This window comes from Streptomyces sp. NBC_01314 (assembly GCF_041435215.1).
In the GTDB taxonomy this organism is placed as follows: Bacteria; Actinomycetota; Actinomycetes; order Streptomycetales; family Streptomycetaceae; genus Streptomyces.
The window spans coordinates 5,413,301-5,428,018 of record NZ_CP108394.1; the positions used below are offsets into that span (position 1 = coordinate 5,413,301).

Annotated in this window: 12 protein-coding genes; 8 read left to right on the plus strand and 4 right to left on the minus strand. The window is 71.1% G+C overall.

What is annotated here, in order from left to right; translation table 11 throughout:
- Nucleotides 1-6: 6 nt before the first annotated feature.
- The 6 genes from OG622_RS23780 (at nt 7) to OG622_RS23805 (ending at nt 5,927) form a co-directional block, all read left to right on the plus strand.
- Nucleotides 7-783: a hypothetical protein gene (locus tag OG622_RS23780; protein ID WP_371578649.1), complete on the plus strand. Its 777-nt coding sequence runs from the start codon at nt 7-9 to the stop codon at nt 781-783.
- 99 nt (nt 784-882) lie between these two features.
- Nucleotides 883-2,112, plus strand: coding sequence for a sensor histidine kinase (locus OG622_RS23785; RefSeq protein ID WP_371584190.1), 1,230 nt, complete (start codon nt 883-885; stop codon nt 2,110-2,112).
- Nucleotides 2,109-2,945 (plus strand): response regulator, encoded by an 837-nt coding sequence (locus OG622_RS23790; RefSeq protein ID WP_371578650.1) that lies wholly within the window; start codon nt 2,109-2,111, stop codon nt 2,943-2,945. The genes OG622_RS23785 and OG622_RS23790 overlap by 4 nt, the downstream gene beginning before the upstream one ends.
- A 125-nt stretch (nt 2,946-3,070) precedes the next feature.
- The gene (locus OG622_RS23795) at nt 3,071-4,291 is read left to right on the plus strand and encodes a serine hydrolase domain-containing protein (RefSeq protein WP_371578651.1); all 1,221 of its coding nucleotides are present in this window, start codon (nt 3,071-3,073) and stop codon (nt 4,289-4,291) included.
- A 94-nt stretch (nt 4,292-4,385) separates the two neighbouring features.
- Nucleotides 4,386-5,480, plus strand: a complete 1,095-nt coding sequence (locus OG622_RS23800; protein ID WP_371578652.1) for a Rieske 2Fe-2S domain-containing protein — start codon at nt 4,386-4,388, stop codon at nt 5,478-5,480.
- Nucleotides 5,481-5,576: 96 nt separating this feature from the next.
- A complete protein-coding gene (locus OG622_RS23805) occupies nt 5,577-5,927 on the plus strand; it encodes a hypothetical protein (protein ID WP_371578653.1) in 351 nt (116 codons plus the stop codon).
- 80 nt (nt 5,928-6,007) lie between these two features.
- Here OG622_RS23805 and OG622_RS23810 read toward each other — a convergent pair whose 3' ends face one another.
- Both OG622_RS23810 and OG622_RS23815 read right to left on the minus strand, forming a co-directional pair.
- Nucleotides 6,008-6,481 (minus strand): carboxymuconolactone decarboxylase family protein, encoded by a 474-nt coding sequence (locus tag OG622_RS23810; protein ID WP_371578654.1) that lies wholly within the window; start codon nt 6,479-6,481, stop codon nt 6,008-6,010.
- 223 nt (nt 6,482-6,704) lie between these two features.
- Nucleotides 6,705-7,217: a signal peptide protein gene (locus tag OG622_RS23815; RefSeq protein WP_371584191.1), complete on the minus strand. Its 513-nt coding sequence runs from the start codon at nt 7,215-7,217 to the stop codon at nt 6,705-6,707.
- Between the two features lie 352 nt (nt 7,218-7,569).
- Here OG622_RS23815 and OG622_RS23820 point away from each other — a divergent pair, with 352 nt between their 5' ends.
- Nucleotides 7,570-9,228 carry an alpha/beta hydrolase gene (locus tag OG622_RS23820; protein WP_371578655.1) on the plus strand — a complete coding sequence of 553 codons (1,659 nt, stop codon included), beginning with the start codon at nt 7,570-7,572 and terminating at the stop codon, nt 9,226-9,228.
- A 75-nt stretch (nt 9,229-9,303) separates the two neighbouring features.
- Here OG622_RS23820 and OG622_RS23825 read toward each other — a convergent pair whose 3' ends face one another.
- Nucleotides 9,304-12,297, minus strand: coding sequence for a SpoIIE family protein phosphatase (locus tag OG622_RS23825; RefSeq protein WP_371578656.1), 2,994 nt, complete (start codon nt 12,295-12,297; stop codon nt 9,304-9,306).
- A 359-nt stretch (nt 12,298-12,656) separates the two neighbouring features.
- Between OG622_RS23825 and OG622_RS23830 the strand changes: the two genes are divergently transcribed.
- Nucleotides 12,657-13,424 carry a hypothetical protein gene (locus OG622_RS23830; protein WP_371578657.1) on the plus strand — a complete coding sequence of 256 codons (768 nt, stop codon included), beginning with the start codon at nt 12,657-12,659 and terminating at the stop codon, nt 13,422-13,424.
- Between the two features lie 121 nt (nt 13,425-13,545).
- Here the strand turns inward: OG622_RS23830 and OG622_RS23835 are convergent, their stop codons facing one another.
- The gene (locus OG622_RS23835) at nt 13,546-14,349 is read right to left on the minus strand and encodes a hypothetical protein (RefSeq protein ID WP_371578658.1); all 804 of its coding nucleotides are present in this window, start codon (nt 14,347-14,349) and stop codon (nt 13,546-13,548) included.
- Nucleotides 14,350-14,718: the final 369 nt, after the last annotated feature.

Here is a 14,718-nt window from a genome sequence, read left to right on the forward strand (position 1 = left end):
GGTGCCGTGCGAGCCGTCGTGCGGGCGGGCGTGGTGGGGCCCGTCGTCCTGCTGGCCGTCCTTCTCGGCGGGTGCGGTGGTGCGGAGGGGTCTGCGCCCGGTGTGGGGCGGTCCGCTGTGACGCGGGGGCCGTCGGACGGTCCGTCACCGTCCACGGCGGCCGGCGTCGACGGTGAGGTTGATCCTGAACGGGTCTTCACCGAGCGCGAGTTGAAGGCCGCGCTGCTGCCCGGCGAGGCGTTCGGCAGGGGCGCGAGGGTGACCGCGACGGACCTGGGGCTGTTCGGTCGGTACGGCGGAGGTGACTGGAGCTCGTGTGCGGCCGGTGACGACCTGCGCGCGGAGATGCGGGGCTTCGAGGGAGACAGCGCCCAGCGGACCGTACGACTCGGCGGGGCTTCGGAGGACGGCCCTGTCGTCACCGTGCAGTTGGTGTCGTTGCCCGGCGGTCGTGCCGAGCGGTATCTGCGGATCAGGCGTCTGCTCAACGAAACGTGTCCGGACGTGACCGTCGATACGGAGGCCGCCCCGGTCGAGGAACATCACGAGGCCCGCGAGCTCCACGCCCTCGGCGACGAGGCCCTGTCGGAGTCGACTCGGCGGACCGGGGGCGACGAGTACGACGGTGATCCGACCTACGTCGTCCACGTCCGCGTCGGAGGCGTCCTCGCCGTCGTGACGTCCGGAGGCGACAGCGACACCGGCATCCTGCTCGCCGCGCGGGCCGCCGAGCGGGTGCGGGTCGGATTGTACGGGGCGGCGGCGGGCGGGGCCTCGGGCTGACGTGGGCAGGGCCCCGGGCTGACGTGGGTGGGCGGCTCCGGTCGGGCAAGTCCCGGCAGCGGTTCCGCCGCGCCGTTACGGTGAGGAACCGTGAGGGACATACGGGGTGTGCGCGGGGCGCGCGGGTGGTGGGAGCGGGGACGGGCGTTCGGGGACGCCCGTCCGCGGGTGGTGGACGTCGGGGTCGCGCTGCTGGTGCAGGGGGCGATAACGATGCCGTTCGTGGTGCCGCGGGCGGCCGGGCTGCCGCCCGCGACCTGGGCGGCGTACGTGCTGACGACACTGACCGTGGTGCCGCTGGTGTGGCGGCGGCGGGCGCCGCTCGCCGTGCTGCTGGCGATCCTGGTGACCAGCATGGTGTACCAGCTGGCGCTGGACGGGCCGGGGCAGCCGTTGCCGTACAACGGGCTCGTGATCGTCTACACGATCGCCGCCCTGTCGTCGCCGTGGAAGCGGGCGGTCACCGGGCTGCTGGTGCTGGTCGCGGTGCCGGTGGGGGTGGGTCTCAACAGCCGGTCGGCGCGTGAACTGACCTTCTCCGCCTTCGTGTTCGCGGCGGCCTACGTCTTCGGACGGCTCACCGATACCCGTCGGCGCGCCCACCGCGTCGAGGCCGAGCAGGCCGCCGCGCGTGAACGGGCCCGGATCGCCCGCGAGATGCACGACATCCTGTCCCACGCCGTGAGCCTGATGATCGTGCAGGCGGAGGCCGGGCCGGTGGCGGTGCGTACCGCTCCGGAGCGGGCCGAGGCCGCCTTCGACGCCATCTCCGAGACCGGGCGGGATGCCATGGTCCAGCTGCGACGGATGCTGGGGGTGCTGCGGGAGGGGGACGACGGCCGCGAGAGGGCCGCGGGGTACGAGAGGAACAGCGGGTACGAACCCGGGCTTGCGCCTCGTGAGCCGCAGCCGGGGGTCGGGGATCTGCTCGCGCTGCTCGACCGGGTGCGGGGCAGTGGAGTTGAGGTCGGGTACGAGGTGGTGGGGCGGGAGCGGGCACTGCCGGGCGCGGTCGGGGCGTCCGTCTTCCGGATCGTCCAGGAGGCGTTGACGAACACCGTCAGGCATGCGGCCGCCCGTACCGCCACCGTTCAACTCACTTACGGAGAAGATGACTTGGCTGTACGGGTGACGGATGACGGGCGGGGCCCCCAGGCCGGGTACGGCGGCGGTGGACATGGGCTCGTCGGGGTGCGGGAGCGGGCGGCCGCGCACGGGGGTACGGCGGAGGTCGGGGCGGGGCCCGGTGGGCGCGGGTTCGAGGTCCGGGTGCGGATACCCGTGGTGTCCCCGGTGGGCACCGCGTCGGTGGCGGAGGCGGGACGTTGACGATCCGGGTGGTCGTGGCCGATGACCAGGAGCTGGTGCGCAGTGGGTTCGCCCTGATCCTCGACGTCCAGCCGGACATCGAGGTGGTCGCCGAGGTGGGTGACGGGGCGGAGGCGGTCGAGGCGGTACGGCGGCACCGCGCCGACGTGGCACTGCTCGACATCCGGATGCCTCGGATGGACGGGATCGAGGCGTGCCGGGCGATCAGTGCGGACAGCGTGCGCCGCGCGGTGGAGGGCACGGGCGGCGCGGGCAGCGCCGACCGCTTGGACCACGCCGACCGTTCGGACGGCGCGGGCCACCTGGGCCTTGCGGCCCGCGGCTGTCGGGTCGTGATGCTGACCACCTTCGACTCCGACGAGTACGTGTACGAGGCGCTGCACGCGGGTGCGAGCGGGTTTCTGCTGAAGGATGTCCGGCGGGACGACCTCGTGCATGCCGTACGGGTCGTGGCGCGGGGTGACTCGCTGCTCGCGCCGTCGGTGGCGCGGCGGCTGGTGGAGCAGTACACCCGGCCGGCCGCCGCCCGGGCCAGGCGGCCCGACCCCCGGCTCGACGCGCTGACCGGGAGGGAACGGGAGACGCTGTTGCTGCTGGCGCGCGGGCTGTCGAACGCCGAGATCGCCGCCGAGCTGGTCGTCAGCGATCACACGGTCAAGACGCATGTCGGCAACGTGCTCTCCAAGCTCGGGTTGCGGGACCGTATCCAGGCGGTGATCTGCGCGTACGAGACGGGGCTGATCGCGGCGGGGGACGCGTCCCCAGGGGCCGTGGTTCCCCCGCCCGGGGGAGCTGCCCGGGCCGGTTCCTCCCCCGCGTCGGCGAGGGAGTGACCGAACCCGCCTCCCGAAGACCGCCTGTGCGGGCGATCCGCGAAACGCCGCCGGTCAGAAGGATGGAGCCATCGAGAGCGACCACGACCGGTCGCGAACACCGGCTCATGTCCTCGGAGTTGACCATGACGAACACCACGCGCACGCTGCTCGCCGCCGCCCTCGTCCTGGGGGTGGTGACGGGACCGGCGGCTCTGCCCGCCACGGCATCGTCCGCCACCGGCAGAGCCTCCACCTCCGCGTCCATTTCCACCACCACCGCCGTCTCCGCGCGGTCGCGGACGGATCCCGAACTGGCCGCCGCCATGGAGACCGCCATCGCCGGACTCCCCTCCGCCGAGGCCACGGCCGCGCTCGTGCGCGTCGGGGGTACCGACGGGCGGTGGCGGGGCAGTTCGGGGGTGCACGACCTGACGACCGGCCGGGCGGCCGATCCGAAGGCCCGCTTCCGGGCCGGGTCCGTGACCAAGGTGTTCACGGCGGCCGTGGTGCTGCAGCTGGCCGCCGAGGGGCAGGTCGACCTCGACCGCAGCGCCCGTTCGTATCTGCCCGAGCTGATTCCGGCGTCGTACGGGGGTGTCACCGTCCGGCAGTTGCTCAATCACACGCACGGCATCCCGGCGGCCGACATGCCGGGGACGACGGTCGAGGAGTGGTACGCGAACCGTTTCCGGATCCACGACCCGGAGGAGATGGTGCGGTCGGCGACGGCGAAGGAGCCGGAGTTCGGGCCGGGTGAGCGGCAGCACTACCTCAACATCGGGTACACGATCGCCGGGCTGCTGGTGGAGCGGGTGACCGGGGACTCGTACGAGGACCAGGTCGCCCGGCGGGTGTTGAAGCCGCTCGGGCTGCGGGACACGTACTTCCCGGGGACCGATCCGCGGATCGTGGGCCCGCACAACCACGGCTACCAGCGGATGACGCTGGACGACGGGACGACCGGGCTGCGGGACGTGACCGTGTGGGGGGTGACGGACGGCTGGGCGGCCGGTGACATCGTCTCGACCACGGCGGATCTGGAGCGGTTCACGAACGCACTGTTCCGGGGGCGGATCGTGCCGCGCGGGCCGGTGCTGGAGGAGATGTTCACGGTGCCGAAGGTGGCGGACTTCTCGAGCGGCAAGCCGGCCGAGTTCGCCGCCGGGCTCGCGAGGAAGATGCTCGGCGGGCGTGAGGTGTGGGGCAAGACGGGTGGCCGCTGGGGCTACAACGCGGTCATCGCCTCCACCCGCGACGGCTCCCGCACCCTCGTCTACAGCATCAACTCCACGGACGCCAAGGGCAGGGACGTGAGCAAGGTGGCCCTCGATGTGATGGTGGCGGCCTACGGCATGCCGTCGTAGCGGAGGGTTCCTCATACGCCTCATACACCTCAACTGCCGCTCGTGCGATGCATGTCGGGGGTCGCAGATCACGACCTTCGTTAGCATCGATCTCATGCGAATTCGTCGGCGCCATGACAGCAAGAGCCTTGATCCGACGGCCCTTCCCCGCGATCCACGCGCCGACGAGTATCCGATGCCGAGCGTGCCGTACGGGTGGTACGCGGTCCTGCGGAGCGGGGAGTTGCGGGCGGGGAAGGTCGTCAGCCTGCACTACTTCGGGCGGGCGCTGATCGCGTTCCGCGGGGCGGACGGGCGGGCGGCCGTGCGGGACGCGCACTGTCCGCACTACGGCGCGCATCTGGGCGTCGGCGGGAAGGTCGTGGACGGGACGGTCCAGTGCCCGTTCCACGGGTGGCGGTTCGGGACGGACGGGCGGTGCGTGGAGGCCCCGTTCGCCGCTCGGACGCCCAAGGTGTCGATCGGCGGGCTCCCGGTGCGTGAGCACAGCGGGCTCGTCCTCGTGTACGCCGGGCCGGGCGAACCCTCGTGGGAGGTGCCGGAGATCGAGGAGACGGGGTCCCGTGACTTCGCCTCGCCGATCGACGACGTCTGCCGGGCGCGGATCCACATCCAGGAGATGCGCGAGAACATCGTCGACGAGTCCCACTTCCACTTCATCCACGGGCAGAGCGAGCCGCCGGTCCAGCAGTGGCGGGAGGACGGGCCGTTCGCCGAGGCGCGGGGGACGATCAGCCGGCGGGTGTTCGGCTGGGACATCCACAACACGTTCGACGCGTACATGTACGGGCCGGGGGTGATGGTCGTCCGGGCCCACGGGCCGGTGCTGTCGGTGACCGCCGTCGCGCTCAGCACGCCCGTCGACGACCGCACGAGCGAGCTGCGGATGCTGTACTACCTCCGCAAACCGGCCTGGCTCCCCTTCCTCACCCCCTTGTTCAAGCTCGTCTTCCGGGCCGAGGCGCTCGGTGAGGTGCGCGAGGAGGTCCGGATCTGGGACCACAAGATCCACCAGGCCCGGCCCGTGCTGCTTCCGCACGAGAAGGGGATCAGGGCGCTGCGGCGGTGGTACGCGCAGTTCTATCCGGCGGGGAGCACGGGCGACGGTCCGATGCCGGTCCGGTCGGTTCAGCCGGCGGAGGGTGCGGCAGGGACGACACGGTTCGAGGAAGTGGGCCGGGCTCACTGAGAACCAGGTGGCCGGGCGCGGGAGAACCGGTTTCCTGTGCGGGCGGACCAGCGGGTTCACCGCGCTTATCGACGCGACCGCTCCTAGGCTCCACCTATGGAGCAATCCGAGATCATGCAGCGAGTCGTCGGCATCCTCACCGAAGCGATCGAGATACGGCGGCAGGTTCGTGAGAACCCGGACGTCGAAGTGGCGTTGACGGGGGCTGTCTCCGCGCTGCTCGCGGAGACCCTGCCCCAGATCAGTCTGCCCGCCGACACGAGCGCCCGGGAAGCCACGGGCATCATCGCGGATGCCCTGGGACCGGCGATCGTGGCCCTGGCCAACTGCTTCTCCTACGCGTTCGTCCACCTTGCCGAGGTGCACGACGAGGGGCGGACCGACACGACGACGACCGACGTCCTGCGGTCCCTCTCCCTGCAGTTCGCTCAGCGGGACGGGACGTAGGGAGACACGAGAGACCCCCGGGCCCTTCCACGGCCCGGGGGTTCGTCGTCGAGGTTCCGCTCAGCCGGACGTTGACCGGGTCAGCCGAACATGCCGACCTGGTAGTCGCCCGCCGGCTGCTGCAGCATGACGTTCAGCCGGTTGAAGGTGTTGATGAGGGCGATGAGTGCCACCAGGCCGAGGAGCTGGTCCTCGTCGTAGTGCTTGGCCGCGTTCTCCCAGACCTCGTCGGGGACACCGCCGGCCGCGTCGGCGATCCGGGTGCCCTGCTCGGCCAGCTCCAGCGCGGCACGCTCGGCCTCGGTGAAGACCTTGGCCTCCCGCCAGGTGGCGACCAGGTGGAGCCGCTGGGCCGTCTCCCCGGCGTGCGCGGCCTCCTTGGTGTGCATGTCGAGGCAGTACCCGCAGCCGTTGATCTGGCTGGCGCGAATCCGCACCAACTCCTGGGTGGTGACCGACAGTCCCGTCTCATCGACTGCCTTACTGGCTCCGACGAGGTGCTTGACGAGCTTCCCGGCGACCGGGCTGGCGAGGAGGTTCAGACGCGCTTCCATGACGGGCTCCTTCTGCTGTCGTATGCGGTGACAACACAGGGACGGACGCCGCCGGGTCGGATGTGACACGCACGAATGTGACCCCGGTCACTCACGCCAGGTGTCGATGGGCAGCTGACGCGGAGGTGGGCCGATGACATGGAGATGGACAGCGGAAAGGCCGGGCCCGGCTCCGGAGAGCCGGGCCCGGCCCGGTGGTGGGTGGTGCGGTGAGTGGTCGGTCTCAGTAGAGGGCGATCCTCGGGTGGACCGTGCCCTGGGCCGCCGGGTCGGTGACGGTGACGCGGTAGACCTCGGTGAGGGTGTCGCCGGCCGGCAGCGTGCGACGCGCGGTGGTCAGGTCGGTGAAGAGGGTGCCGGTCTGGCTGCCGAGGCCGACGGCCTTCCAGCAGCCGCCGGCGGTACGGCGCTCGACCTTGACGTCCGACGGGTCGAGGAACGGGCCGGCGTCCGGCGACTCCACCAGGAGCTGCGGGGCGACGGTCCGGTCCGCCGCCGAGTCGTTGCGGTAGGTGAGGGTGACCTTGTGGCTCTCGCCGTCCGCGGCGAGCGGGCCGGTGGCGAGGTCGACGAAGTCGACGGGTATGGCGGACGCCTGCGACGCCGTGGACACGGTGGTGGCGGCCTGCGGCGTGGCCGCCGCGGCGGGTCTCGCTCTGGCGGGACCCGCCGCGGCGGGTCCCGCCAGAGCGAGACCGGCGGCTGCCACGGCCACGGCGAGGAAGGCGACCCTCAGACCGCTCGGACGGCTCCGCCGGTTCGCAGGGTTCGGAAGGTTCGGGAGGTTCGGGAGGTTCGGGAGGTTCGGGAGGTTCGGACGGCTGTACTTGGATGACACGTGCGCGGATCCTTCGTGTTCGTGGGGGGCCGGCCGGGCCCATCACTGGACACCGGGCCAGGGGCGTTCCCAAGATTACGAAGGGACACCCGAAGACGGTAACTACCGCCGGGTAGTGGAGAGATACTGTGGAATGTCGGCCACAGGGGCACCCGTCTGGCCAATTTCCCCTCTCTTGAGCTAAACATGCTGCGGACCCACCTCGACCAGTGGGATCCAGGGGACTCAACAGCCCAGGGGGGCAACACTCATGACGACCCATCAGCACGCGCCGAGACGCTTCTCGCGTCTCAGACTCGTCGGGGCCGCGCTGACCGCGCTGGTCCTCGCCGCGACGGGGACGGCGACCCAGGCGATGGCCGCGCAGAGCACGACGCAGAAGGCCCAGTCGTCGAAGACGCCGCCGCCGCCCGTGCCGACCCTCACCTGGTCCGACTGCCAGGGCGGCTTCGAGTGCGCGAACGCCGACGTGCCGCTGGACTACCGGGCGCCTCAGGGCACCAAGATCACCCTCGCGGTGGTCCGCAAGAAGGCCGTCGACCAGACGAAGCGCAAGGGCACGCTCTTCATGCAGCCCGGCGGGCCGGGCAACTCCGGGGTGGACTACGTCCGCAACAACTACGCGGGCCTCCCGGCCGCGCTGCGCGACTCCTTCGACGTCTTCGGCTACGACGTCCGTGGCGTCGGCCGCAGTTCGGCGCTCACCTGCTTCGACGACGCCCGCTACACCAAGGCCGTCACCGACGCCAAGGGCGTCCCGGGCCCGGACGCCTTCGGTCCGGCGCTGAGCGAGGCCGCCGAGTTCGACCAGGCCTGCCAGACCAACGCGGGCTCGCTGCTGCCGTACGTCGGCACGGAGTACGTCGCCCGTGACATCGACCTGCTGCGCCAGGCCCTCGGCGAGGAGCAACTGACGTACTACGGCCGGTCGTTCGGCTCGTACATCGGTACCGTCTACGCCGCGATGTTCCCGGACCGGGTGCGGGCGCTGACGCTCGACGGGGCGTACGACCCCGACCACTACGCCAACCGCCCGTACGCGTACGACCGTACGCAGTATCTGGCGCTGGACGGCGCGATGAGCCGCTTCCTCGACTGGTGCGCCGCCGACCAGCCGATCTGCGGCTTCGGCGACGGGGACCCGCGCGGGGCGTTCGAGCAGCTGAAGAAGGACCTCGACGCGAACCCCGTGACGACCGCGAGCGGCGGGAAGGCCAACGGCTACACCCTGGTCTACCGGCTGATGTTCAACATCAACGAGGGCAAGGTCATCTGGCCCTCGCTCGGCGCGGCCCTGCGCAAGGCCCAGCTGCGGGACAACACCTCGTTCCTGCTGCGTCCGCCGTCCCCGGCCAGCTTCGACTTCCTCGGCCCGAACGTGGTCGTCGAGTGCGTCGACAAGGACTACCCGAAGAGCCTGCGCAAGCTGGAGTGGAACGTCAGGTCCAACGCGGCGGCCGCGCCGCTGCTCGGCCCTGCCATGGCGTTCGGTCCGCCGACCTACGACCACCAGCACGCCACCGCGTGCGTCCAGTGGCCCGCCGAGAAGGTCAGCCGCTACGACGGCTCCTTCCGGGCCAGGGGCTCGGCGCCCATCCTGGTCCTCGGTACCACCGGTGACCCGGACACCCCGTACCGGGACGCCGTCGCGCTGTCCCGGCAGCTCGACAACGCCGCGCTGGTGACGTTCGACGCGGAGGGCCACACCGCCTTCGGCCGCAGCGCCTGCGCGACGGAAGCGGTCATCGACTACCTCGTCGACCTGACCGTCCCGGCCGCCGGCACCACCTGCGCGGACGAGACCCAGCCGCCGTCCTCCACCCCGAAGACGGCCCCGCCCGGCACGACGCTCAGCGAACTCCGCAACGGCGTCAACGAGCGCGTCGACCGCCTCGGCACCGTGAGCTGACGACCCTGCTCCGACGTGACGAACCCCGGGGTGCCCGCCCCTCCACGGCGGGCACCCCGGGGTTCCGCACATCCGCTACCGGTCCCGGTCCCGCTCCCGGTCCGGATCGGTGCCCGAGGCGGAGCTTGAGGCGATGTCCGAGTCGATGTCCGAGTCGATGTCCAGGTCGCCGAAGGACAGTGCGTCCAGGTCGCCGTCGAAGTCCTCCGGGACCAGGAGCAGGTGCTCCAGCGGGTCGGTCGGCGGGGCGCGGTGCGGGTCGGGGCCGGTGAGGGACTGTTCGGTCCAGATGCACTTGCCGGTGGCGGTGTAGCGCGTGCCCCAGCGCTGGGAGAGCGCGGTGATCAGCTGAAGGCCCCGGCCACCCTCGTCGGTGTCCGTGGCCCGGCGTATGCGGGGCATCGTGAGGCTGCCGTCGAAGACCTCGCAGACCAGTGCGGAGCCGTGCAGCAGGCGCAGACGCACGGGGCCCTTGGCGTGGCGTACGACGTTGCCGACGAGTTCGCTGGCGAGGAGTTCGGTGGTCGGGGCGAGGTCGTCCAGTTCCCAGGCGGCGAGCTGGTCGCGGACGTGCCGGCGGGCCTGTCCGGCGGCCTTCGGGTCGTCGAGGAGGGACCAGGAGGCCATCCGTTCGTCGGTCAGGGCGTGCAGGCGGGCGACGAGGAAGGCCGCGTCGTCCGCCGCCGCGTGTTCGGCGGGGAGCAGGCCGTGCGTGAGGGTGTCGCAGAGGCGTTCCAGGTCGGCGGCGGTGCCGTCCTCGTGGGCGGTGCGCAGAAGGCGGGCCAGGTCGGCCAGGCCCTCGTCCATGCCGCGTTTCGCCGATTCCACCAGGCCGTCGGTGTAGAGCACGAGCAGGCTGCCCTCGGGCACACTCAGCTCCACCGTCTCGAACGGGGGTTCGGCCGCGCCGAGCGGTGGGTCGGCGGTCCACTCCGGGAAGCTCACGGTCCCGTCGGGGCCCACCAGGGCCGGTGGCGGGTGCCCGGCGCGGGCTATGGAACAGACCTGGGTGGTGGAGTCGTAGAGGGCGTACAGACAGGTGACGTACGAGTCCTCGCCCATGCTGGCGACGATGTCGTTGAGGTGGCTCATGATCTCGTCGGGGGGCAGTTCGAGGTCGGCGAGGGTGTGGACGGCCGTGCGGAGGCGGCCCATGGTGGCGGCCTCGGACAGACCGTGGCCCATGACGTCGCCGACGACGAGGGCGACCTGGCCACTGGAGAGCGGGATGACGTCGTACCAGTCGCCGCCGACGTCCATGCCCTGCCCGGCCGGGAGGTAGCGGGCGGCGGACTCGCAGGCGGCGAGGGCGGGCAGGTCCTGGGGGAGCAGCGCGCGCTGGAGTTCGCGGGAGCGGGTGTGTTCGAGGTCGTAGAGCCGGGCCCGTTCCAGGGACTGGGCGAGGAGGGCGCTTATCGCGATGAGGAGGGTGCGTTCCTCGTCGGTGAGACGGCGCGGCCGGTCGAAGGAGACGACGCACACGCCGAAAGTGTGGTCGGACGCGGTCAGCGGCAGGAACGCCCAGGCCTGTTTGCCGGCACGGGCGAGCAGGCCGGCGTCCCGGGAGGCGTGGTCGACGTACTCCTGCGGCGAGGAGATGAAGACCGGGGTGCCGGTGTCGATGGCGTGCCAGACCGGGCCGTAGGGCGTTCGGTGGCGGTGGTTGACGAGGTCGATGAACTCGTCCGAGTACCCGACGGCGCCGACGTTGTGGAGGCGGCCGTTCTCGACGGCCTGGACGAGGAGGCCGGTGGCGGCGAACGGCGCCAGCACCCGCAGGGCGACCGCGTCGACGACGTCCTGCGAGGTGGTCGCCTTGGCGAGCGCGGCGGTCAACTCGGCGATGCGGTCGGCCCGTTCGGAGGCCGCGCGTTCGGCGTCGCGACGCTCCTCCTCGTGGCGTCGGCTCTCGGTGACGTCGGTGAAGTAGAGGGTGCGGCCGTCGGGGCCCGGGACCAGCCGCAGATGGTAGACGCGGTCGTGCTCCGGCATGTGGACGTCGAACCCGGCGGGTCTCTCCTCGGCGGCGGCAGCCCGGCAGCGGCTCTCCAGGCAGGGGGTCCCGCGCACGGAGGGCAGGTCCCACAGCAGCCGCCCGAACAGTTCCTCCTCGGAGAGCCCGAGGGTGCGTTCCGCCTCCAGGTTGGCGAAGGTGATCCGCCAGTCGTCGTCGACGGCGAGGAAGCCGTCGCTCATGTGCCGCAGGGCCCGGCTGAGCGCGTCCCGCGCGGACCGCGACTCGTCGCTCTCCCAGCCGACGCCGATCATCCGACGGGGGGCGCCGTGCTCGTCGTAGGTCGCCCGGGCGCGGGCCCTCGTCCAGCCCCAGGTGCCGTCGAACCGCCGTACGCGGTACTCCGCCTCGAACACGCTGTGGTCGCGGATCGCCCGCTCCACCGCGGCCAGGGTGGGCGGGAGGTCGTCGGGGTGGACGACCCGCATCCAGTTCTCGACCTTGCCGGTGAACTCGGCGGGTGTGGTGCCGTAGAGGTCCAGAGCCGCCTCGTCCCAGATCAGGTCGCCGGTGCGGATGTCCCAGTCCCAGGAGCCGAGGCTGACCTCCTTCAGCGCCTGCCGCAGCCGTTCGCCACTCGACTCGGTCTGCGCGGGTCCCGACGGCGGGGGCGCCTGCGCCATGCGGTCCTCGGTCCAGTCGACGACCGCCCGCAGGAAGTCCCATTCCAGGCCGGTGGGTTCTCCCCGGTCGCCGGTGAGGACGGTGAGTGCGCCTATCGTGCGGGCGCAGCCGGAGACGGGTAACGCGGCGAGACCGGTGCCGGGCCAGGCGATGGACAGGGAGCCCAGCGGCGACCACACTCCGCTGCCCTGGTGCAGGGCGCGGGCCGGGGGCAGCGGGCCCTCCTGGTCGATGATCTCCCACGGGCGGGTGAGGGCGGTCGGCAGGCCGGTGACCGACACCAGCCGCAGGGCGGACATGGGGCCCCGCAGATGGATCATGCCCCCGAGAGCGCCGAGTTCCCCGACCGCGTGCTGGAGCGCCAGCCGGAAGACCTCGCTCTCCGCGACGCCGGGATCCACCGTGCTGAGCAGGGCCAGCCGTGCGTTCATACGACAGACCCTAACGTTCTACTCACACGTAAGGCAGTCCGCCACAGTAATTCCACAGTGACTCCCCCACGCCGTCCCCCAGCATGCCCATTTGACCGACCCGCGCTTCAACGGCACTTGTTCCAGGGTGAGTTGACCGGCCCGTGGTGACTTCCGGGCGGGCATCGCGACTTTGGCGTCCGTGTTCGGCCCTGATCGGCCGAGGGGAGGCGGGCCGGGCCCGTTGATACATCAATAGGACGGTCGGCGATACACAAATACGACGGTCGGCGTGACCAAGATCTGTCGAGCGTCGTTGGGCCGCTGCGACACCAGGTTGTCGCAACACCAGGATGTCCGGCCCGACCTCAGCAGGCGCCATGTTCAAGACGTTGAAGGCATTCAAGACGTCGTTCGGGACGTTGTTCAGGACGTTCGTCGAGCAGTACACGAAGAACCAGCAGCTCAAACGCGATCTGAAGGCTCAGCGCGGTGAGCAGGAGCGGCGCTGGCGGGAGGAGGACCGTGAGATCCTCCAGGCCGCCCTCGCCGCGAACCGGGTCGCCCTCGAACAGCACAACGGCACGCTCCAGCGCGCGGCCGGCGTCTCGTACCTCACCCTGCGCTGCCACGAGGACACCTGGGCCTTTCTGGCCCGCACGGCGTTCGGCGTCTGGGAGCCCGGCTGGACCCAGAGCACGCGCGACCCGTACGACCGGGTCGGCCCGACCGCGGCCAGGGCGGCCCACTTCACCGCCGAACCGAACCTGCCGCCGGGCCGCATCACCAAGGCGGACGGCGGCATGCAGGACGTCCAGCTCTCCGGCCACAACCTCGTTCTCGTCCTCGACGCCCTTCGCGAGGCCACGGCCTCGGACCTCACCGCCACCGGAGCCCGCGCCAGGACCCTCTACGACCGGCTGGCCTCCTTCACGGCCAAACTCGACCAGGCGGCCCCCACGGGCCGCACCACGGGCATCCTCTGGCGGATCGACGACAGTCTGCACAGCCAGTACGTGAACCGCCCACCCGGCACCGGCCGCCCCACCACCGCTCCCCTCCTCCACAAGGTCCCCTCCCCCACCCCGACGGCCCGCCGCCGCCACCCGGAGCGCAGCGGCTCTCCGGCCCCCGTGGCTCAGAAGTAGGCGGCTCGGGGGCTGTCGGGGGCGGGGGGTCTCGCGGCGGCGGCGCAGGCCGGCCGCCGCCGTCGGCCGCGTATGGGTGGCGGGGACGGTGACGGCATGCACCAGGTGATGGCGGTGGAGGTCAGGCGCACTCGGTCGCGGCCGGGCGGTCCTTCTTGCGGAACGTCATCAGCGGGCTTCCGTCGTTCTTGAGTTCGTCGGCGACGCCGTCGATGTAATTGCCGTAGGAGTAAATGCGGTCGTATCCGCGATCACGCCAGGAAGTGACGTCCACGACGTCCTCACGCTTTCCGGTCGGATTCCAGGTGTACGACTCGACCTTGAACACCGGATTCACCCGGACGACGCGCTTGGTGGGGCTCGCCTCGATCCAGGCGGTTTTCTCGGGGCCGATATCGATCACGTCGTTGTTGGTGACGGCGACGGAGTTCTCGATGGCCCAGGAGTAGCTGTAGGAGGCCTCGGCGGAAACTCCGAACCAGCTACCGATGGAGGCCTCGACGCTGGTGGAGCCGCCGACGGTGTGGGAATACGACGTGGAGGTGGCGTACTCGCGGGCGAGCTCCAGGCTGTAGCCGCTGTCGGTGCAGTTGGTGCGGGTCTCGCTGATGGGGCGCCAGGCGGCGCGGTAGGTCCAGCTGGAGGCGACGGGGTACTCGCAGCGGCCCTCGAAACGCTCCCAGCCGGGCTGGAGCGTCCACTTGCCGTCGTCCTTGTGCCACACGGGGGCCTCGCGCCACGCGGAGTGGTCGCGCAGCTCGCCGGTCGTGACGTTGACGTACCAGTCCTGGTAGCCGGTGCCGCCGTCGGTCCCGCAGACCCGGGCCATCATCTCGTCGGTGTCCCAGGTCTCCTGGCCCCGGATGTTCACGGCACCGTTCGGGCCGGCCGCGTGCGCGGGCTGCGTCGCGAGAACGCTCGCCATGGCACCGAGCAGAGCCGCACCGACCGCCGCGACCCGCCGCACCCGCAAACGGGACCGGAGACGGGTCAGGGAAAGGGAACCGGAACGGGGACGAGCTGTGTTTTCCGTCACTGAAGTACTCGCTCTTTTCGGGGATGCGGGGATTCAGGCATACGGGGATTCAGGCACACGGATATGCAGGAATGCGGGGATCCTGGCATGCGGTGGTTCGAGCGTTCGGGGATTCCGGAACGCGTTCTTACCCGCCGGTAAGTACTATCGATTTCCGATGCTTCAACTGTCAAACTCCCAGGAGGAACGGGAAACAAAGCGGCACAACCGGACACCCGAACCGGGGAAATTCGGGCGTCTCCCGGTGGGGACCGGGCC